At 69.1% G+C, this 18,746-nt stretch carries 21 protein-coding genes; 6 read left to right on the plus strand and 15 right to left on the minus strand.

Annotated elements, in window-relative coordinates; all coding sequences use genetic code 11:
* Positions 1-4 precede the first annotated feature (4 nt).
* Together DFR50_RS21375 and DFR50_RS33380 are read right to left on the minus strand one after the other, a co-directional pair.
* On the minus strand, positions 5-775 hold the full coding sequence (locus tag DFR50_RS21375; RefSeq protein WP_113891301.1) for a bestrophin-like domain: 771 nt from the start codon (positions 773-775) through the stop codon (positions 5-7).
* A gap of 77 nt (positions 776-852) precedes the next feature.
* Positions 853-975 carry a hypothetical protein gene (locus DFR50_RS33380; RefSeq protein WP_281016922.1) on the minus strand — a complete coding sequence of 41 codons (123 nt, stop codon included), beginning with the start codon at positions 973-975 and terminating at the stop codon, positions 853-855.
* Between the two features lie 207 nt (positions 976-1,182).
* Here DFR50_RS33380 and DFR50_RS21380 point away from each other — a divergent pair, with 207 nt between their 5' ends.
* Positions 1,183-1,554 (plus strand): DUF2019 domain-containing protein, encoded by a 372-nt coding sequence (locus tag DFR50_RS21380; protein ID WP_113891302.1) that lies wholly within the window; start codon positions 1,183-1,185, stop codon positions 1,552-1,554.
* A 19-nt stretch (positions 1,555-1,573) separates the two neighbouring features.
* On the opposite strand, the gene DFR50_RS21385 is transcribed toward DFR50_RS21380, so the two are convergent.
* Positions 1,574-2,560 carry a L,D-transpeptidase gene (locus tag DFR50_RS21385; RefSeq protein WP_113891303.1) on the minus strand — a complete coding sequence of 329 codons (987 nt, stop codon included), beginning with the start codon at positions 2,558-2,560 and terminating at the stop codon, positions 1,574-1,576.
* A 123-nt stretch (positions 2,561-2,683) separates the two neighbouring features.
* Here DFR50_RS21385 and DFR50_RS21390 point away from each other — a divergent pair, with 123 nt between their 5' ends.
* A complete protein-coding gene (locus DFR50_RS21390) occupies positions 2,684-3,013 on the plus strand; it encodes a hypothetical protein (protein WP_113891364.1) in 330 nt (109 codons plus the stop codon).
* Positions 3,014-3,103: 90 nt separating this feature from the next.
* On the opposite strand, the gene DFR50_RS21395 is transcribed toward DFR50_RS21390, so the two are convergent.
* The 10 genes from DFR50_RS21395 to DFR50_RS21440 all read right to left on the minus strand — a co-directional run bounded on the left by DFR50_RS21395 (position 3,104) and on the right by DFR50_RS21440 (position 9,690).
* The gene (locus tag DFR50_RS21395; RefSeq protein ID WP_113891304.1) at positions 3,104-3,304 is read right to left on the minus strand and encodes a hypothetical protein; all 201 of its coding nucleotides are present in this window, start codon (positions 3,302-3,304) and stop codon (positions 3,104-3,106) included.
* Between the two features lie 55 nt (positions 3,305-3,359).
* Positions 3,360-3,659 (minus strand): BrnA antitoxin family protein, encoded by a 300-nt coding sequence (locus DFR50_RS21400; RefSeq protein ID WP_113891305.1) that lies wholly within the window; start codon positions 3,657-3,659, stop codon positions 3,360-3,362.
* A 9-nt stretch (positions 3,660-3,668) separates the two neighbouring features.
* Positions 3,669-3,896 carry a BrnT family toxin gene (locus DFR50_RS21405; protein WP_245428016.1) on the minus strand — a complete coding sequence of 76 codons (228 nt, stop codon included), beginning with the start codon at positions 3,894-3,896 and terminating at the stop codon, positions 3,669-3,671.
* Between the two features lie 94 nt (positions 3,897-3,990).
* Positions 3,991-4,971, minus strand: a complete 981-nt coding sequence (gene lpxK / locus DFR50_RS21410; protein ID WP_113891306.1) for a tetraacyldisaccharide 4'-kinase — start codon at positions 4,969-4,971, stop codon at positions 3,991-3,993.
* Complete coding sequence (locus DFR50_RS21415) at positions 4,968-6,251, minus strand: 3-deoxy-D-manno-octulosonic acid transferase (RefSeq protein ID WP_113891307.1); 1,284 nt, start codon at positions 6,249-6,251, stop codon at positions 4,968-4,970. Before DFR50_RS21415 ends, lpxK begins: the two co-directional genes overlap by 4 nt.
* Entirely contained in the window at positions 6,248-6,964 is a 717-nt protein-coding gene (locus DFR50_RS21420; protein ID WP_113891308.1) for a lysophospholipid acyltransferase family protein, read from the minus strand. The genes DFR50_RS21415 and DFR50_RS21420 overlap by 4 nt, the downstream gene beginning before the upstream one ends.
* 7 nt (positions 6,965-6,971) lie before the next feature.
* On the minus strand, positions 6,972-7,244 hold the full coding sequence (locus DFR50_RS21425) for a DUF4170 domain-containing protein (RefSeq protein ID WP_113891309.1): 273 nt from the start codon (positions 7,242-7,244) through the stop codon (positions 6,972-6,974).
* A 102-nt stretch (positions 7,245-7,346) separates the two neighbouring features.
* Positions 7,347-8,165 carry a 3'(2'),5'-bisphosphate nucleotidase CysQ gene (locus DFR50_RS21430; RefSeq protein ID WP_113891310.1) on the minus strand — a complete coding sequence of 273 codons (819 nt, stop codon included), beginning with the start codon at positions 8,163-8,165 and terminating at the stop codon, positions 7,347-7,349.
* 118 nt (positions 8,166-8,283) lie between these two features.
* A complete protein-coding gene (locus DFR50_RS21435; protein ID WP_113891365.1) occupies positions 8,284-8,781 on the minus strand; it encodes a nucleoside deaminase in 498 nt (165 codons plus the stop codon).
* Positions 8,782-8,895: 114 nt separating this feature from the next.
* A complete protein-coding gene (locus DFR50_RS21440; RefSeq protein WP_170153320.1) occupies positions 8,896-9,690 on the minus strand; it encodes a bestrophin-like domain in 795 nt (264 codons plus the stop codon).
* Positions 9,691-10,007: 317 nt separating this feature from the next.
* Here DFR50_RS21440 and DFR50_RS21445 point away from each other — a divergent pair, with 317 nt between their 5' ends.
* From DFR50_RS21445 to DFR50_RS21460, 4 genes are all read left to right on the plus strand, one after another.
* Complete coding sequence (locus DFR50_RS21445; protein WP_113891312.1) at positions 10,008-11,570, plus strand: ABC transporter ATP-binding protein; 1,563 nt, start codon at positions 10,008-10,010, stop codon at positions 11,568-11,570.
* On the plus strand, positions 11,554-12,651 hold the full coding sequence (locus DFR50_RS21450; RefSeq protein ID WP_113891313.1) for an ABC transporter permease: 1,098 nt from the start codon (positions 11,554-11,556) through the stop codon (positions 12,649-12,651). Before DFR50_RS21445 ends, DFR50_RS21450 begins: the two co-directional genes overlap by 17 nt.
* On the plus strand, positions 12,648-13,589 hold the full coding sequence (locus tag DFR50_RS21455; RefSeq protein ID WP_113891314.1) for an ABC transporter permease: 942 nt from the start codon (positions 12,648-12,650) through the stop codon (positions 13,587-13,589). Before DFR50_RS21450 ends, DFR50_RS21455 begins: the two co-directional genes overlap by 4 nt.
* Positions 13,590-13,675: 86 nt before the next feature.
* Positions 13,676-14,698, plus strand: coding sequence for a BMP family ABC transporter substrate-binding protein (locus DFR50_RS21460; protein WP_245428021.1), 1,023 nt, complete (start codon positions 13,676-13,678; stop codon positions 14,696-14,698).
* 383 nt (positions 14,699-15,081) lie between these two features.
* On the opposite strand, the gene DFR50_RS21465 is transcribed toward DFR50_RS21460, so the two are convergent.
* The gene (locus tag DFR50_RS21465) at positions 15,082-16,836 is read right to left on the minus strand and encodes a carbon-nitrogen hydrolase family protein (RefSeq protein ID WP_245428018.1); all 1,755 of its coding nucleotides are present in this window, start codon (positions 16,834-16,836) and stop codon (positions 15,082-15,084) included.
* A gap of 228 nt (positions 16,837-17,064) precedes the next feature.
* The gene (locus tag DFR50_RS21470) at positions 17,065-18,336 is read right to left on the minus strand and encodes an ATP-binding protein (protein WP_113891317.1); all 1,272 of its coding nucleotides are present in this window, start codon (positions 18,334-18,336) and stop codon (positions 17,065-17,067) included.
* Positions 18,337-18,746 lie beyond the last annotated feature (410 nt).

Genomic DNA, 18,746 nt, shown 5'->3' on the forward strand with positions numbered 1-18,746 from the left:
CCCGTCAGGGCGTCGGCGAAGACGCCAGCGCCGCGATCACGTGATCGATGCTGTCGGGCGATATGCGGAAATGGCCATCGTAAGGCTGACTGAATTCGAGGATCAGGAAGATCGCGCTCGCCACCGAGAGGGCGCCGACGAACTCGACAGCCACCGAGAGAACGCTGAGGGTCGCGGTCGCGCCGAGGCAACAGAAGACCAGGCCCGCCCACAGGATCACACTGTTGATGAGCCCGTGCGGCACCGGATTGCGCAGCTGGCGCCCCATCAGGAGAATGGTCATGACGACGGACGCGGCAAGGCTCCGGGCCTGATCGAACAACGCCCTCTCCTCGTCCGTCGCCGCCTTCGTGGCGGCGAAGAAGGCGTCCATGCGGCTGAGTTCGGCCCGTCCGATCTGATAGGGGACCGGCGGCCCGGCGCCGTCATGCTCCCAGAAGCGCTTGCGCATGGCGATCAGTTGTTCGCGCTGGAGCGCGCGGGCGCGCACCCCATCCGCTCCCAGCCGGTCGAGCAGGACGTCGAGCTGCAGCACCTGCCCGATTAGCGTCATCATTTCGGAATTCTGTTGGGCGTAAACGCCATAACCCGTCCAGATCAAGAGGCCGAGGACCAGCGCAAGCAGGGCCGTCACGAGCCCCTGCACGGTGGTGATCACGCTCTTCGCCTCAGACAGGTGATGCGCCGGCAGCAGTTCCTGCAGAAAATGCCCGGCCACGGCGCCGACGAATATGACGCAAGCGGCAATCATGACGCGGTGCGTGCTGGTGTGCATGGGATCTCCCGACGCGGGACTTTTGCGAATCGGCAAAACCATAGCGTTTGTCGCCGAGGCGCGCGACGGTCCGCCCGTCAGGCTTCCGCCGAATCCAGCACCACGAAGCCTGCGCCCGAGCGCGTCGTCGAATCGGCCGGCTTGTCGGTCGTCACCACCGTCAGGCCGAACTTCAGCCGCTGGCGGATCGCCTCGCGCAACCGCCGGGTCGGCCTTCAGCCGCCGGATCGTCGAGGCGTTATCGGCGCCGGCCGCCAGCCCGGTCGGCGAGCGCGCGGGGCGCCGGGTGGACACGCCGTTGCGGAGTTGTTCGGAGGAATATCTCCCAGAGACGATCTCATGGGCAAATCACGGGAAAAGCGCCAGAGCGTGGGATTGATGGGGCTTTGCAGGATTAGAGTGCTCGAATGAACAAATTTGCGAAACATACAGTTCCAGAGTTGCTTGAGCAGTTTCGGAACGCCTGCCTGGCGCAGTATGACACGTATCTGACTGAGAATGTCAGCAAACGCAACAAGTTGTTCGATTTCCTACTCGCGGTGACGCGCGAACTGAAGCGCCGCGGCGTCGAGGAGCGGCGGTCGCTGCTGACTTTGTTCGCCGACAAGAACCCTCAGGTCCGGTTTCAAGCGGCGAGCTTCGTCTATGCCGTTGCGCCGGTCGAGGCGAAGGCTTGCCTGGAGGCGATCGCCGCCGCCGGTTTGCCTGATCAATCCTTGTCCGCGGGGATGACTCTGAGTGGGCTGGAAGAGGACCCGACCTGCTTGGACTGGATTTAAGCGCGGGACGGTCTGCCCCTCAGGCTTCCGCCGAATCCAGCACCACGAAGCCCGCGCCCGAGCGCGTCGTCGAATCGGCCGGCTTGTCGGTCGTCACCACCGTCAGGCCGAACTTCAGCCGCTGGCGGATCGCCTCGCGCACCGCCGGGTCGGCCTTGAGCCGCCGGATCGTCGAGGCGTTGTCGGCCCCGGCCATTCTGGTGAGGCGCTCGATCTCGGCGGCGTTCCAGCGCAGTTCGCCGCTGCGGTCGTCGACGCCCGAAAGCGTGAACACCCGCTCGCCGAGCGGCTTGCCCGGATCGGCGATCTCGACCGAGCCGCGCGCGACCACCGCGCCGTTGTCGAACACGGTGATCGAACGGTCGGCGCCCGAGACGACGACGCTCGGCGAACGCGGCGCGGCCTCGTGCCCTTCCGAATATTCGGCCTGCTTGATCGAGGCGTCGACGGCGTTGAACTCGCGCGCGGCGTATTCGCCGAGCACCATGCCGGGATGGACCACCTCCTCCGGCTGCGAGGCGTCGTCGGCGATCACGACGGTCATGCCGAGCCGGGTGATGTCGAACAATCGCGCCGAAAAGTCCTTGGGCAGGCGCACGCAGCCGTGCGAGGCCGGATAGCCCGGCAATTGCCCGGCGTGCAGCGCGATTCCCGACCAGGTGAGCCGGTTCATGTTGGGCATCGGCGCGTTGTTGTAGGTCGAGGAGCGGTGATTCCGGTCCTTTTGCAGGATCTTGAACACGCCGGTCGGGGTGCGGTGGCCGGGCTTGCCGGTCGAGCAGGTGGAGACGGCGATCTGCACGCCGTTGCGGTAGACGTAGACGCGCTGGTCGGGCAGCGAGACAATGATCAGCGCCGGCCCGGTCGGCGAGCGCTCCGGGCGCCAGGTGAACTCGCCGTTGCGGAGCTGATCGGCGGAGGCGTCGACGAGTTGGGCGAGGGCCGGCCCGAGACGGAGGATCGAGGCGGCGGCGAGGGCGGCGCGGCCGAACTGACGGCGATTCATTCGGAAGCGGCTCCCCAGCGCTCAGGCGTTCGATTCGATAGCGCGATTGATCGCGGTCGCGCAATCTCCTATAGGCAAAGGGCCTATCGAAGCCTCGGTCGTTTGGGATTTGAAGGAGCGCTCGTGGCGGAGCAACACGAAAATCTCGTCCTAGAGCATCTGCGCGGCCTGCGCAGGGACATCGACGATATCAAGCAGACACTCAGGACGGACATGGCGACCAAGTCCGATCTCCATTCCCTGCGGGCCGACGTCGCCTCCGACTTGTTGACGATACAAGCCGAAATGGCGCGGATGCAAAAGGACACCCGCGAGCAGATCGTCGGCCTTCGCCGGGCGGTGGTCGAGTATCATTCCGCTGTCGTGGGACACGGGATCATCATCAGCGAACTCGAGGAGCGGGTTCGCCGGCTGGAACAGCATCTCAATCTGCCGTCGCTGGAGCGCCACTGAATGCTGTTGGTCCGTCCGCGGAGCAGCGTCCAGCCGAACCCCCGCCGCAGTATCTCTCCCTCACCCGCGCCGACCCCTCGAACCACAGCGTCACCGGCAGCGTCGCGACGGCGCGGGCATTAGCGCCGAGCCGGACGCGGTCCTTTCGGTGGCGACCAGAATCGCCCGGCGCCGCGCCGCCTCCTCGATCAGCGCCTCGACCTCGTGCGGCCGGAACGGGTGGTCGGGGAAGTCGTGGCGGGCGACGCCGGCGACAGCGACCACCTCGCGCCCGATCAGCGCGGCGGCCACCGCGACCGTGTCCGGCTCGCGGCGAACACCGGCCGGTCGGGCGCGCGCCCGTTCGCTATCTTCCCGCCTTCGCCGGCGCCGGGCGCGCCTTCGCGGACGCTTCCGCCTTCGGCCCGAACCCCTCGCGAAGCACCTTCTCGACGCGGGCGTTGTAGCCCGGCCCGCTCGCCCGGATGCGTTCCACAAGCTCGGCGCTCAACCGGAAGCCGACGCGCACCTTCGGCGCCTCGGACTTCGGCCGGCCGCGCCGAACCGGCGTCGCGGCGAGCTTCGCCTGATACTCCGGGGTCGACAGGTCCGGGGCGTCCTCCGGGTCAATCCAGTCGGCTGCCGTAGAGGGCTTGTTCCCGGTCATTGGCCTTCCTCAGGCTGATGATGCGGCGAGCCGCGCCGCGCCGCGCGGGGTCCAGACGCTCACGACCATGCGCCTGTCGAGGCGGCCGATCGTGATGAAGCGCGGCTCGCCATAGTCTTTCCGCGCGTCAGCGACGGTCAGCGTCGCGCCGGCGAAAATTTCGGCCGCCCGCGCCCTATCGAGACCCCGGCGGTCGAGAGTCGTCTGGCGCTTGTCGAGGTCGAATTCGATCTTCACGATTTATTGTGGCGACAATAACGCCGATCGGCAAGCCTCGGTTCGGCTGAGAAGCGGCGCCCGAGCCTTACCGCTGCCTGTCGCTTCGCGACGTTCAGCCGAACAGCCGCCGCAGCATCTCCCTCACCCGCGCCGACTCCTCGAACCGCAGCGTCACCGGCAGCGTCGCAACGGCGCGGGCGTAGGCGCCGAGCCGGACGCGGTCCTTTTCGGTGGTGACCAGAATCGCCCGGCGCCGCGCCGCTTCCTCGATCAGCGCCTCGACCTCGTGCGGCCGGAACGGGTGGTGGTCGGGGAAGTCGTGGCGGGCGACGATTTGCGCGCCGACCCGCCTCAGCGTGGCGTAGAACTTGTCCGGGCGGGCGATGCCGGCGAAGGCGACCACCTCGCGCCCGATCAGCGCGGCGGCCGAAACCGCGTCCGGCTCGAGGCTCGCGGAGAACACCGGCCGACCGGGCGCGGCCGCCTCGGCGCCGCGCCGGGCGGCGACATCGCCGCCGATGACGACGAGGGCGCCGACCAGCGGCGCCTGCGCCACGAGCGGCGCGCGCAGCGGTCCCGCCGGAAGGCACAAGCCGTTGCCGAACCCCTGCGGGCCGTCGACCACCGCGATGGCGAGGTCTTTGGCGAGCGCCGGATTCTGCAGGCCGTCGTCGAGCACCAGGACCTCGGCGCCCGCCTCGACCGCGAGCGTCGCGCTGCGGAGGCGGTCGGGTCCGACCCAGCAGGGGGCGATCTGCGCCAGCAGCAGCGGCTCGTCGCCGACGATCGCCGCGGTGTGGAGGATGGGATCGACCCGCACGGGCTCGGCGCGGCGGGCGCCGCCGTAGCCGCGCGACAAAAACGCGACGCGCCGGCCGTCGGCCATCAGCATGCGCGCCAGCGCCATCGCGGTCGGCGTCTTGCCGGCGCCGCCGGCGACGAAATTGCCGACGCAGACCACCGGCGCGCCGACCGTCGCGCCGCGCTTGCGCATGCGGCGCGCCGTCACCGCTCCGTAGATCATTCCGGCGGGCTGCAGAAGGCGAGCGAACGCCGTCGGCTTCCGGGCCGCCCAGAAGCCGGGCGCCCTCACGGGCGCGCCCCCCCGCCGGGAAGAATCGGCGCCAGGGCCTTCATCGAGCGCTCGACCGCCCCGGACCTGCGCTCGACGGTGTCGCCCGCGGCCCGCGCCATGGCCCTGAGACGGGCGCCGTCGGCGAACAGCCCGATCAGCGCCTCGCCCAGGCGTTCGGGCTCGACCACCTCGAGCGCGCCGCCGGAGGCGTCGAGCGCGGCGTAGACGTCGGCGAAGTTGCCGACCATCGGCCCGTGCAGGATGGCGGAGGCGAGCCGCGCCGGCTCGATCGGATTCTGCCCGCCGCCGCCCGAGAAGGACTTGCCGACGAACACGATTCCGGCGAGTCGGTAGAACAGGCCGAGTTCGCCGATCGTGTCGCAGACGTACACCGCCGTCCCGGGTCCCGGCCGCTCGCCGCGCGACCTGAGGGCGCACGGCAGCCCCTCGGCCTCGATCTCCCGCCGGATCGATTCGCCGCGATCGGGATGCCGCGGCGCGATCAGCGTGAGGGCGTCGGGGAACACCCGGGCCAGCCGCTTGTGGGCGCGCGCGGCGATCAGTTCCTCCCCGGCGTGGGTGGAGGCTGCGATCCAGATCTGCCGCCCTGACGCCAGGCCCGAGAGCTCGGCGAGTTCGCGACGGTCGGCCGGCAGCGCGGGCGCGTCGTATTTGATGTCGCCGGCGATCTGGACGCGCGGCGCGCCGAGCGCGACCAGGCGCTCGCCGTCGGCCTCGCTGCGGGCGAGGCAGAGGTCGAAGCGGCCGAGCAGCGCTCGAATCGTCCGCGGCGCCTTGCGCCAGCGTGCAAACGAGCGTTCGCTGATGCGTCCGTTGACGAGCGCGAGCGGCAGGTCGGCGCGCTTCGTCTCGAGGATCATGTTCGGCCACAGCTCGGACTCGGCGACGAGCGCCGCGTCCGGTCGCCAATGGCGGAGGAAGCGCCGAACGTAGAGCGGGACGTCGAGCGGCGCATACTGGTGAATAGCCCCCGCCGGCAGGCGCTGCGCGAGCAGCGCCGCGGACGTCACCGTGCCGGTGGTCACGAGCGCAGTCGCGCCGGCGCGCGCGATTCGTTCGACGAAGGGCAGCAGCGAGACGGCCTCGCCGACGCTCGCCCCGTGCAACCAGACGACCCGTCCCGCGGGGCGCGGGAGGCCAGCGACCCCGCGCCGCTCGCCGATGCGATTCCCGTCCTCCTTGCCGCGGCGACGCCGCCACGCCAGAAACAGACCGGCGAACGGCGTCGCGAGCGCCGTCAGGGCCCGATAGGCGTGCAGCGAAAGGGGCGCCCTCATACCGTTCTCAGGTGAGCGCCGGGATCCTTGGCGCCGACCAACGCATAGGCCCGGGCGTGGACCTCGTCGAGGCCCTGCTGCACGGCGAGGCGCGCCGCCTCCATCGCGGCGTCGTCGGCGTCGGGCGGCACGACGATCGCCTCGCCGGCCACCACGACCGCCCGGCTGAACGGCAGGCCGAGCGAGGCGCGGTCCCAGGTGTCGAACTGGAGCCGCCGGCTCGTCACCGACGCAGTCGGAACGATCGGCCGGCCGGACAGTTTCGCCAGCGCCACGATCCCGAGGCCGCAGACGCGGGCGCGCTTGGGTACGTCGGCGGTCAGCGCCACCGAGGCGCCGGACTGAAGCTGGCGCAGCAGCTCGCGCATCGCCGGGACGCCGCCCTTGTAGTAGGCGCGGTCGGCCGGGCCGCCCGAGCCGCGCACCGGCGTCACGCCCAGATGCTCGAGCGCGACCGCCTGGGCGCCCGCGTCCTCGTGACGTGAAATGAGAGCCGCCATCCGGTCGATCGCCGGCGGCCAGGCGAACGTCATCATCAGATGCTGGCCGTGCCACATCGCGCAAATGACCGGCGTCCGCCCCGCGACCGCATCGTCGAGGCGCTCGGGAACGGTGGTGAAACGGCTGGTGACCTGAACGAGACGCAAATATTTCGCCAGCAGGAAGCCGACGGCTTCCTGCCAGAACGGCGACCGGCCAATTCGTCTTGCCATGGAGCGCTCAGGCGGTCCTTGTCGGCGGCGCGAGGTCCGGCTCGATCAGGCGGTGCAGGTGGACCACGTAGTAGCGGGTCTGGGCGCTGTCGACGGTCTGCTGCGCCTTGGCCCGCCAAGCCCTCTCGGCGCTGGCGTAGTCGGGAAACAGACCGACGATGTCGAGCTTGGACACGTCGCGGAACTCATGGGTTTCGAGGGACTTCAGCTCGCCGCCGAAAACAAGGTGCAGGAGTTGCGGCTTCTCCGCAGTCGGAGGCGCCGATGTCGGTTTTGTCATGGGTCCGTTGCCCTCGGGCTGAAGCGCGGGAAATTGCGTCGCGCGGCTTTGCCTCCGCGCGCGGCAAAAGGCAAGCCGCGCGATCGGCGCGGCGCCTGCGCCTTACGCCGCGGCCGCGAGGCCGAACGCCTCAAGCAAGAGCGGCGCCAGATCGTCCGCCACTCCGAGCAAGGCGTCGCGCCGGATGCGCTCGCGGTTGTATTGCAGCCGCTCGCCGGAGGCCTCGACCAGCCGCCCGCCCGCCTCCTCGAGCACGAGATCGGCGGCGGCGATGTCCCAATCGTGCGAATTCTCCCGCGACACGGCGAAGTCGAGCGCGCCGCTCGCCGCCATGCACATCCGGTAGGCGAGCGACGGCACGAACGGCGCGATGTCGAGCCGCGCGCCGAGCGTGGCGGCCATCGCAGCGAGGAACGGCTTCGGGCCTGCGACCCGGTAGCCCGCACGCTCGCCGCGCGCGGCGAGCGCGAGGGCTTCGCCGTTCAGCCGGGCGCCCATCCCGCGCGCGGCCGAATAGGTTTCCGCGAGCGCCGGGGCGTGCACGACGCCCGCGATCGGCCGGCCGTCCACGATCAGCGCGAGCGAAACCGTCCAGCGCGGATCGCCGTCGACGAACGCGCGCGTGCCGTCGATCGGGTCGACGACGATCAGCCGACGGCGGCCGAGGCGGGCTGTGGTGTCGGCCGTCTCCTCGGACAGCCAGCCGGCGTCGGGAAAGGCGGCGCCGAGACGGCGCTTGAGAAAGGCGTCGGCGGCCAGATCGGCCTCGGTCACCGGCGAGCCGCCCTCCTTCGCCTGGACCGCCGCCGACGTCTTGCGGCCGGGACGAAACCACGCGAGCGCCCCCTCGCCCGCTTCGCGCGCGGCTGCGATGAGGAGATCGCGCGCGGCCAGCGCGTCCCGATCGGGGTCGAGGCTCAAGGGGCGGGTCCATTCAGGTGCGGGATGCTCGCGGCAGCCTTTATCGGTCCGCGTCACGGCGCGCAATCGGACTGAAGCCGCGATCGCCGATCGGCCGGCGATCTCCTCCCCGGCCCGGCTATCCCCGCGCCTTCCAGTAGTCCGCCTGCAGCGCCGCCGCCTCGTCCTCGAGCAGGGGTCCGACGACCTCGGTCGCGCGCTGCCCGGCCGCGAACACGACCGCGCACGGCAGGTCGAGGGTCGGATTCTCCTCGTGCGCGCCGGTGGCGGCTTTCAGCGCGGTCTCGGTCTGGCCGTAGACGACGCGGCCGATGCCGGCCCAGTAGATCGCGCCGGCGCACATCGCGCACGGCTCGGCCGAGGTGTAGAGCGTGCAGCGCCTGAGGAACGCGAGATCGTAGGCGCGCGTCGCGCGCGAGGCGAGCAGGCGCTCGGCATGGGCGGTGCGGTCGCGCCCCTCGCTGGTGAATCCGTTGCCCTGCTCCATCAGCAGATTGCCGTCGCCATCGGCCAGAACCGAGCCGAACGGGTGATCGCCCGATTCGCGGGCGCGGCGCGCGACGTCGAACGCCTTGCGCAGCAGCGCCTCGTCGGTGTCTCGGACGTTCGCCGCCATGCCGGCCTCCATCGGTCGTTCGGGATCGGATCCGCCGGGACCGAAAGGCGCATCCCTCCGGTCGGCGCGAAGGAGAAGGAAGCGACGCCGCCTCGATGTCAACGCGTTTCGCGACTACCGGCTGACCCCGACCGCGCCCTGCCCCTGCCCGACATATCCGAGCACCTGCTGAAGCGGAACCGGCGAGACGCGGAAGGCGCCCGAATACGGCGCGCTCAGGTCGACGATCAGGGCGGCGACGCTCCCCACCGCGAAGGCGCCGACGCCGAGGGCGACCAGCGAACTCCCTGCCAACCGCGACTTGAGTCCGAAACCCAGGAACAACGTGGCCGCCCAGGCCATGACGGCGAAGACCAGGGGATAGGGCACCGGGTTCGACAGCGCAAACGCCATCGACAGCCTCGCCTGCGCGATCGACTCGACCGTCTGCTGCGCGGCCGCCAGCGCCGCGCGCTCGCCGTCCGTCGCGGGCGTCAGCGAATCGAGATAGGCCTGCCGCCGCTTCAGGTTGGCGAGCGCCGCGGAAAAGCTGTTCGCCGCGAATTGCCGGTCGCTCAGCCCGGCGCCCCAGATCTCGTCGATCGTCCTGGCGAGGTCCTGCCGGAGCAGCGCCCGTCCGGCGTCGGCGCCGCGCCCGTAATCGATCAAAGCCAGATCGAGCTGAAGAACCTTGGCGGCGAGGGTCTCGATCGCGACGTTCTGGCCGGAATAGACGCCATAGGCCGTCCAGACCAGCAGGCCGAGCACCAAGGCGGACAGAAGGGACAGGAGCCCGGCGACCGCCCCGATCATGTCGGCCGCGGGTCCCGTCGTCAGCCGCTCGGGCAGGACGCGCTGCAACACGAGGCCAACCAGCCCGCTGACGAAGATCGCCGCGGCGACCGCGAGTCCGAGTTTCCACCCATCCATCACCCGTACGCCCCCTGACAGCCCTCGACCCGGCCCGCGCCGCCGCCTCGTAACGCGCATTCCGGCGCGGCGCACCAAATACGAAGACCCTTCCGCCCGCAATCGCCAGGCGCGCTCGGGGGCGCCGACAAATTCATCTCAATCGCCGTATTGTTGTGCAGTCATCCGTCAAATTGCCGGCCACGAAGTCTACCGCCAATTCATTTGACACCGTCCGCCGCCAAGATAGGGTCCGAAACGACACGAAGCGCAGGGGAAGCATCGGCGCCGATCTTGCGACGGGCGGCGTACGAAGGCCGGAAACGAGGGATGGCGAGGTGAAGGTTGGGGCTCCCCCGCGGCTGGAGTTGGTTGGCGTCAGCAAGTCGTTCCCTGGCGTGCGCGCCAACGACAGCGTCAATCTGAGGGTCAAACCCGGCGAGATCCACGCGCTGCTCGGCGAGAACGGCGCCGGGAAGTCGACCCTCGTCAAGATGATCTACGGCATTCTGGCGCCGGACGAGGGCCAGATCGTGTTCGACGGCGCGCCGACGCGCATCTCCAATCCGCGCGCCGCCCGGCGCCTCGGCATCGGCATGGTGTTCCAGCATTTTTCGCTGTTCGAGGCGATGACCGTGCTCGAGAACATCGCGCTCGGCCTCGATGCGCGCCTTTCGCAGCGCGATCTGCTCGCCGAGTTCCACCGGGTGCTCGACGCCTACCGGCTGAAGCTCGATCCGCGCCGGATCGTGTCGACGCTCAGCGTCGGCGAACGCCAGCGCATCGAGATCGTGCGGGCGCTGCTGCTCAACCCGCGCCTCCTGATCATGGACGAGCCGACGTCGGTGCTGACGCCGCAGGAGGTCGAGCAATTGTTCGAGACGCTGCGCCGGCTCGCGGCCAGCGGCTGCTCCATTCTTTACATTTCCCACAAGCTGCACGAGATCGTCGCGCTCTGCGACACCGCCACGATCCTGCGCGGCGGCAAGGTGGTCGGGACCGCCGACCCCAAGCGCGAGAACCCGCGCTCGATGGCCGAGATGATGATCGGCGCCAGCCTGAAGGAGATCGCCAAGCCGGCCGAGCGGTCATTCGGGCCGCCGAAGCTCGAGACGCTGGACCTCAGCCTGCCGAAGCCGACCGAGTTCGGGGTGGCGCTGAAGGGGGTGACGCTGTGCGTCCGCGCGGGCGAGATCTTCGGGGTCGCGGGGGTGGCCGGCAACGGGCAGAACGAACTCCTGTCGGCGCTGAGCGGCGAGACGCCGTCGGCCGCCGAGTCGGTGATCCTGCTGGGCGAGGGGGTCGGCCGGCTCAGCGTCACCGAGCGCCGGGAACTGGGCCTGTGCGCGGTTCCCGAGGAGCGCAACGGCCACGCCGCCGTCGGCGAGTTCTCCCTCACCGACAACGCTTCGCTGACCGGGCGAAACCGCATGGACTTCGTCAGCTTCGGCCTGATCAATTCGGGTAAGGCCACCAGCTACGCGGCCGAGGTGATCGGCGCCTTCACCGTCAAGGCCACGGGCCCGGGCGCGCTGGCGGGTTCGCTCTCCGGCGGCAACCTGCAGAAATTCATCATGGGCCGGGAGATCCTGCAGCAGCCCGCGGCGCTGGTCGTCTGCCAGCCGACCTGGGGGGTCGACGCGGGCGCGGCGGCGGCCATCCATCAGGCGATCGTCGATCTCGCGGCGCGCGGCTCGGCGGTGCTGGTCATCTCCCAGGACCTCGACGAACTTCTGACGCTGAGCGACACGATCGCGGTCATCAACCTCGGCGCGCTGTCGAAACCGATGACCGTCGGCGAGGTGTCGATCGAGGAGATCGGCCTGCTCATGGGCGGCGTGCACGGCGATCCGGCGGGAACGGCGCAGATGACGGAGCAGTTGCATGCGCATCCGGCTTGAGAAGCGGCTGACGCCGAGCCGCTTCATGCTGGTGGCGACGCCCGTGGCCTCGGTGCTGCTGACGATGGCGCTCGGCGCCGTGATCTTCGAACTGCTCGGCTTCGACGGGCCCGACGCCATCTATCAGACCTTCATCACCCCGATCGTCGCGCCCTACAAGTGGGTCGACGTGCTGACCAAGGCCGCGCCGCTGATCATCATCGCGCTCGGGCTGTCGCTCGGCAACCAGGCCAAGATCTGGAACATCGGCGCCGAAGGCCAGTACGTCATCGGCGCCCTCGCCGGCGCCGGCGTCGCCTTCGCCATGCCGCAGGCCGCGCCGGGCTTCGTCGCCGTCCCGGCGATGATCGTGGCGGGGATTATCGGCGGCATGGCCTGGGCGGCGATCCCGGCGCTGCTCAAGACGCGCTTCCGCGTCTCGGAGGTCCTGTCGACCCTGATGCTGGTCTACGTCGCGATGCAGGTGCTGAACTACCTGATCGGCGGGCCGTGGAAGGACCCGAACGGCCACAACTTCCCCCAGACGCCGCCGTTCAGCGCCACGCAGTCGCTGCCCAACGTCATTCCCGGCACGGTCGTGCCGCCGGGCTTCGTCGTCGCGATCGCGCTCACGCTGGTGTTCTGGGTGCTCGCGAGCCGGTCGGTGTACGGGTTTTCGGTGCGCACCGTCGGCGCCGCCCCGAGCGCCGCGCGCTACGGCGGCTTCGACGCCGCCCGCACCGTGTGGTCGACGCTGATGATCAGCGGCGGGATGGCCGGGCTCGCCGGAATCCTCGAGGCGATGAGCCAACTCGGCCAGATCAACCTCGGCTTTCCATCGGGCTACGGCTTTACCGCGATCATCGTGTCGTTCCTCGGCCGCTTGCACCCGGTCGGGGTGTTCCTGGCTGGGCTGATCCTGGCGGTGACCTACGTCGGCGGCCAGGTGGCGCAGACCGCGGTGCACGTGCCCGAGGCGACCGCCGGCATTTTCCAGGCGACCATGCTGTTCCTCATTCTGGCGAGCGACATTCTGGTCCGCTACCGCCTGCGCCTCGTCCGCGCCGCGCCGCGAGCGGCAACCGCCGGAGCCCCCGCGTGAACATCGGTTTCATCATCGACGCGCTGGTCACCATCATCGGCGTCACCACCCCGATCCTGCTCGCCGCCACCGGCGAACTCGTGGTCGAGAAGAGCGGCGTGCTCAACCTCGGCGTCGAGGGGATGATGCTGATCGGCGCGGTGACCGGGTTCGCGGTCACCCTGAATTTCGGCGATTCCTTGGGGGACTGGGCGCCTTGGGTGGGAATCGGCGCCGCGGCGCTCGCCGGCGCCGCCTCGTCCATGCTGTTCGCCTTTCTGGTTCTCTCGCTCGGCTCGAATCAGGTCGCCACCGGGCTCGCGCTGGCGATCTTCGGCATCGGCCTGTCGTCGCTCATCGGCGCGAGCTACGTCGGCACAGTGATCGCGCCGTTCAACCAGGTGTTCCCCGACTGGCTGGCGGAAGACCCGATCGGGCGGGTGGCGTTCGGCCACAGCCCGCTCGTCTATTTCGCGCTGATCATGGTCGTCGCGGTCGGGTATTTTCTCAACCGCACCCGCGCCGGGCTCATCCTGCGTGCGGTCGGCGAGAACGATATCTCGGCCCATTCGATCGGCTATCCGGTGGTTGCGATCCGCTATGCGGCGGTGGCCTTCGGCGGGGCGATGGCGGGCGTCGGCGGCTCGTATTTCTCGATGGTGATCACGCCGATGTGGGCGGAGCAGATGACGGCGGGGCGCGGCTGGATCGCGCTCGCTTTGGTCGTGTTCTCGAGCTGGCGCGCCGGGCGGCTGCTGGTCGGCGCCTATTTCTTCGGAATCCTGATGACCCTCGAGCTCTACGCCAAGGCTTCGGGCTTCTCGTTCCTGCCGTCGCAATTCTGGGCCGCCATGCCCTACATCATGGCGATCGTCGTTCTCGCCGTCATGTCGGCGCGCGACGTGGCCGGAAGCGAGGCCCCGGCCTGCCTCGGGCGGCCGTTCATGCCCAACAGTTGAATGCCATGTCCCGAATCAAGGAGAACGACATGAGTCTGGTGACACGACGCAATTTCGTGAAATCGGCCGCGGCGGCCGGCCTCGCGATGCCGGCGCTCGGCGGGAGGGCCCTCGCCGCCGAGCCGCTGAAGATCGCCTTCATCTATCTCGGCCCGATCGGCGACTTCGGCTGGACCTGGGCGCACAACAAGGGCCGCCTCGCTGTCGAAGAGGCGCTCAAGGGCAAGGTCAAGACCACCTACGTCGAGAACGTGAAGGAGGACGCGAGCGCGATTCCGATCCTGAAGGACCTCGCGCAGCAGGGCAATAAGCTGATCTTCACCACCTCCTACGGCTACATGGACCAGACGGTCGAGGTCGCCAAGCAGTTCCCTGACGTCAAGTTCGAGCACGCCACCGGCTACAAGACCCTGCCCAACCTCGGCGTCTACAATTCGCGCTTCTATCAGGGCCGGGCGGTCGAGGGCACGATCGCCGGCCACATGTCGAAGTCGGGCGTGATCGGCTATCTCGGCTCCTACAAGGTGCCCGAGGTGGTGATGGGCGTGAATTCCTTCACCCTCGCCGCGCAGGCGGTGAACCCGAAGATCACCACCAAGCTGGTGATGATCGACTCCTGGTTCGACCCGGCGAAGGAGGCCGCCGCCGTCCAGACGCTGATCAACCTGGGCTGCGACGTGATCGCGCAGCACACCGACAGCCCGGCCGGCCTTCAGGTATGCGAGCAGCGCAAGGCGTGGTGCTTCGGCCAGGGCGCCGACATGCACAAGTTCGCCCCCAAGACCCAGCTCACCGCGATCGAGGACATCTGGGGGCCCTACTACATCTCGCGCGCCAAGGCGGTGCTCGACGGGACCTGGAAGTCGGAAGACACGTGGTGGGGCATGAAGGAAGGCACCGTCGTCATGTCGCCCTTCGCGCCGTTCATGCCCGCCGACGTCAAGGCCGCGGCCGAGAAGATCATCGCCAGCACCAAGGACGGCAGCTTCGACGTCTTCACCGGCGAGATCAGGGACCAGTCCGGCGCGGTCAAGGTCGCCAAGGGCGAACGCATGCCCGACAAGGACCTCGCCGTGATGGACTGGTACGTCCAGGGCGTCCAGAGCTGACGAATCGCGCGCCGCGCGCACAGACCTGAACCACGGGAGAGGCGCGACCCTCTCCCGTTTTCCGTCGCGGGCGCACCAGGCGAGAAGGGCGTTCAGGCCGAATCCCGAAGGGTTGGCGCGGACAGCCGAAACGCAGGCAAGGCAACTCCCAACCCCGTCTTTGCGAGGAGCAACCCCCGGGTCGAAGAGCCCGGGGGGACGAAGCAACCCATGCCGCCGGTTTGCTCCGTCTTCTGCTCGCGACGAAGGGCGGCGGGACGATCAGAGGGCGCAACAGCGGCCCAGCGGCCCTGGATCGCTTCCCCCCGGGCTCTTCGACCCGGGGGTCGCTCGCGATGACGGCGTTCTTCACCCCGCCTTGGGAGTTGCCAGGCAAGTCATAATCAGAGGCAAGGGAAGCGCGCATCGCCTGCGGCTCGCCAGCGCGTCATGCATGCGCTTCGTTCCGGAAGGGCGAGGGGGATGAACCACTGGGCCTGCTGGCCGGCAATCAACTGGCCCTGATTGATCCAGGTCCCGGGCGCTGGAACCACCGTCTCGTATCGAACCGCATCTGCGCCGGCGTCCGCGGTCAGCGTCGGCGTCGAAACGACCGGCTCCGGTCCATAGATCGCCGCGGCCGTGTGATCGCGATCGCGCCGTCCCCCGCTGACGATCCACACCTGATTCTGCTGGGCGGCGGCGTAAGGGAAGAAATCTGCGCGGCCGGTCGGCGGGTCGGCGACTGCGTAGAGCTTGGCGTCGACCTCGACCTTGAGCGGCGCCGGCGCGCCGGCTGGAGCGGCCAGAATATCCGTCCGCATTGCGGCATAAAGGGCGCCGAGTTCCGGAACCGCAAGCTCGTCGGCGGACGCGAGGCCGATCCGACCGAGCGGCGTGGGAATGACGGCGATCGCATCGCCGGGCGAGGCCCAGCCGGCGCGGCCGGCGTCGGGGTGGGTGGCGCGATAGCGCCCGAGAACGGCGCCGTCCGGCCCGGTCAGCACCACCGTATGGTAGACGCGCTCGCCGTCACGCTCCGGATAACTCCCAACGAGGTAGCCCTTGCCCCGGCGGGCGGCCTCCGACAGCGCCCGCTCGAACGCCCCGCCGCGGCGTTCGGCCCGGGCCAGGATCTCGTCGGCGCCGAGCCCCGACGGCAGGCCGGAAAGCTCCGGCAGAACGGTGAGCGCGCCTTCGGCCGGAGAGACCGCCGCCAGCAGCGACGGTCCCTCCGGCCATTGAACGGCGGCCAGCGACACGCTGCGCCGTACGACGGTCGCGTTGCCGTCGACGGGGCTGCGGTGCAATGCGAGCAACGGCGAATAGAGCCCGGGGCGCCGCAAGGCGAGCCGCGCGTCGCGCACGGCGTCCGCGTCCGACGGCGTGACGGTCGCGGTGAAAATACCATGCAGCCCCGGCGCCAGATCCTCCGGCGGCACGACCGGGGCCTGGGTCAGTTTGCGCCCTTCCGGCGACCATATGCTCGAGCCGCCGTTGTAATAAAGCTTTCCGCCAGTGATCGGATTGGTTTCGATCCCGCTGCGCGTGGCGGCGACGACCCAGACGCCGTTCTCGGCGCTCATGGACTGCGCGTTGGCCACGGTCGAATGATTGCCGGTCGCCTCTGCGGCTGGCGTTCCCGGCATGACCCGGTCCGACACGGAATGCCACCCGATGATCTCGGCGCCGCGCAGGGCCGCCAGACGCGGATATTGCCAATAGGTGTCGTCGTAACAGATGACCAGTCCGATACGGCCGATCGGCGTGTCGAACACTTCGACGCCGGTATTTCCCGGAGAAAAAACAATCTGGTCCTGCGGGTTGAGGCCGATCTTGCGGTACTTGCCGACGACGCCTTCGGGGCCGAGCAGGACGGCGGCGTTATAGGCCAGACCGGTTTCGACGTCCCGCTCGGCGATCCCCACGCTCATGTACATGCCGGTCCGCGCGAGAATCGGCTGAAGCGCCGCAGTCGTCTTGCCCGGGATCGTGTCGAGGTAGGGCGCAATCTGCGCCGGATCGCTGAACAGATATCCGCTGACCGCCGTCTCGGGAAAGACGGCGTAGTTCACGCCCTCTTCGGCCGCCTGCTCGGCGGCTTGCGCAAGGCGGGCGATGTTGCCGTCGAGGTCGCCCCAGGCTGGGACGAAGTCCACGGCCGCGACCTTGATTGGATGGGAACCCGGATTCGACGCCGCGTCGGGCGCTCCTGTCCAGGCCAAGAAGCATAGCGCGACGCCGAGTATTCGGTATGTCCAACGCATGGGCGACCTCGGGAATGCGCACCCGCATCGCGACCGGGTTGCGGCGGAGTGTCGCAGCATTCTCCGCCTGCCGGCGTCCGTCAACGGCTTTGACCGGGGAGGCTCGCGGGGCGCGCACCCTCAGAACGTCGATGCGTCGGTCCAGTCCGGGTCGTTCGCTTCCGCCCGCGAAGCGCTGCGACGATGCAGCACGTCCTTGGCGATCCGCTTGTCGCGGACATTGCGCATGATGATGTAGGGCCTGAGAATCGGGTTGAAGAGCCGGTAACGGCGCCGGGCGCCCTCCCCCGCCCGATGAAGGATCTGACCCGTCCCGGGCTCGCTGAGATCCTTGAGGACGCGGGCGGAGGTCAGCGGCGCGACATCGCGATCCCGAATCGCCGAGAGCGGCGCCCCGACGGCGCCGGCGACGAAATACCGTTGTTCGTCGACGTCCGCGAGCGCGCAGGCGAGCAGAACGTCGCGGTGGAGGGCGGGGTTGCGCGCGCGGCGAACTGCGTCGTCGTAGAGCGACTTGACCGACTGCTGCCACTGGTCGAGCGCGCGGATCATGCCGGCTTCCACATGCTCCGCGCAGACGATCATGCTGCGCGCCCCGAGCGCGGCGCGCGCGCTGTAGATCGACAGGAGATGGGTGATGTAGGGCGCGCCCTGCGAGTACTGGACCAGGTCCTCGCAGGCCTCGAACTCGATCTCCATCGCCAGCCGTTCGAAGCCGCTCATCACGATGCCGCGGATCTCGCCGTCGGACATCGCCGGCATGTGCACCTGAATCAGCGCCCGCTCGATCGACTGATGCTCCCGGATCAGTTCGTCGACCGAGTCGGCGACCCCGATCAGCAGCACCGTCGCATTGACCGCGTGATCGGACAGCGCCTTGATCGTGTCGGCCATGGCGGTGATCGCGTCGGGGCGCCGGATCCGGTCGAACTCGTCGAAGATCACGATCAGCGCCGCCGTCGCCGCTATGCCCTGCAGCGTCCGGCGGACGCCGTCGGGCGTATCCGAATTGAGAGCGTAGTCCTGGGGCGGCGCGGTCAGCGGATTGCGCAATCCGCCGAAACCGATGTCGGGCCGGCGCTTCGCGGCCTCGATGTCCTTGAACGCCTTCGCCCAGAGCGACGAATAGGTGTCCGAGATGTCGCAGTTGGTGCGCGAGACGACGAAGGCCTGCCGCCTCGCCAGAAAAGCGGTGATCATGTTGGAGAGCGAGGTCTTTCCCGTTCCGCGCTCGCCGTAGAGAATCGCGTGGCAGCCGCGCTGCGACACCGCCTCGACGATCTTGAGAACCTGATCCTTGCGGCCGGAGAACAGCTCCCGCTCGTTGATCGGCGCGCCGGGGGTGAACACCGCGCCGGTCTGAAACATGAGCGCGTCGAAATCCTGATCCATCGCAGACCCGGCTCAGCAATCATGCGTTTATAGGCGACATTCGACCACTTGAATGCCGTGCGCAGCGAGAAGATGCCCGTCGCCGCGACTTCGGTCAAATCGCGGGGCGCGAAGTGATTCGTAGTTCACAACGCTAACAGAAAGATCGCGACCTTTCCAGGCGAGACTTCCGGACGGAATGCGTGTTCGTCACGTGCGCTGTTCTCCCCGGACCGCGTCCTGCGGTAAGAATGGCTCCGTCTTCTGCCGCAACGAAGGGCGGCGGGATGATCAGAGGCCGCAACAGCAGCCCAGCGGACCTGGGTCGCTTCCCCCCGGGCTCTTCGACCCGGGGGTCGCTCGCGCTGACGGCGCTCTTGGCTGCCGGCTCGGGCGCTACAACGCGCCTGACGGACCCCGCCAAGGCCTTG

Origin of the sequence: Roseiarcus fermentans, assembly GCF_003315135.1 — a bacterium.
GTDB lineage: Bacteria > Pseudomonadota > Alphaproteobacteria > Rhizobiales > Beijerinckiaceae > Roseiarcus > Roseiarcus fermentans.

Coding starts and splice junctions, on each gene's coding strand:
- DFR50_RS21450 (WP_113891313.1), top strand. CDS start 11,554: ATGCGCATCCGGCTTGAGAAGCGGCTGACGCCGAGCCGCTTCATGCTG.
- DFR50_RS21440 (WP_170153320.1), bottom strand. CDS start 9,690: ATGGATGGGTGGAAACTCGGACTCGCGGTCGCCGCGGCGATCTTCGTC.
- DFR50_RS21375 (WP_113891301.1), bottom strand. CDS start 775: ATGCACACCAGCACGCACCGCGTCATGATTGCCGCTTGCGTCATATTC.
- DFR50_RS21380 (WP_113891302.1), top strand. CDS start 1,183: ATGAACAAATTTGCGAAACATACAGTTCCAGAGTTGCTTGAGCAGTTT.
- DFR50_RS21470 (WP_113891317.1), bottom strand. CDS start 18,336: ATGGATCAGGATTTCGACGCGCTCATGTTTCAGACCGGCGCGGTGTTC.
- DFR50_RS21385 (WP_113891303.1), bottom strand. CDS start 2,560: ATGAATCGCCGTCAGTTCGGCCGCGCCGCCCTCGCCGCCGCCTCGATC.
- DFR50_RS21420 (WP_113891308.1), bottom strand. CDS start 6,964: ATGGCAAGACGAATTGGCCGGTCGCCGTTCTGGCAGGAAGCCGTCGGC.
- DFR50_RS21415 (WP_113891307.1), bottom strand. CDS start 6,251: ATGAGGGCGCCCCTTTCGCTGCACGCCTATCGGGCCCTGACGGCGCTC.
- DFR50_RS21400 (WP_113891305.1), bottom strand. CDS start 3,659: ATGACCGGGAACAAGCCCTCTACGGCAGCCGACTGGATTGACCCGGAG.
- DFR50_RS21425 (WP_113891309.1), bottom strand. CDS start 7,244: ATGACAAAACCGACATCGGCGCCTCCGACTGCGGAGAAGCCGCAACTC.
- DFR50_RS21460 (WP_245428021.1), top strand. CDS start 13,676: ATGCCGGCGCTCGGCGGGAGGGCCCTCGCCGCCGAGCCGCTGAAGATC.
- DFR50_RS21435 (WP_113891365.1), bottom strand. CDS start 8,781: ATGGCGGCGAACGTCCGAGACACCGACGAGGCGCTGCTGCGCAAGGCG.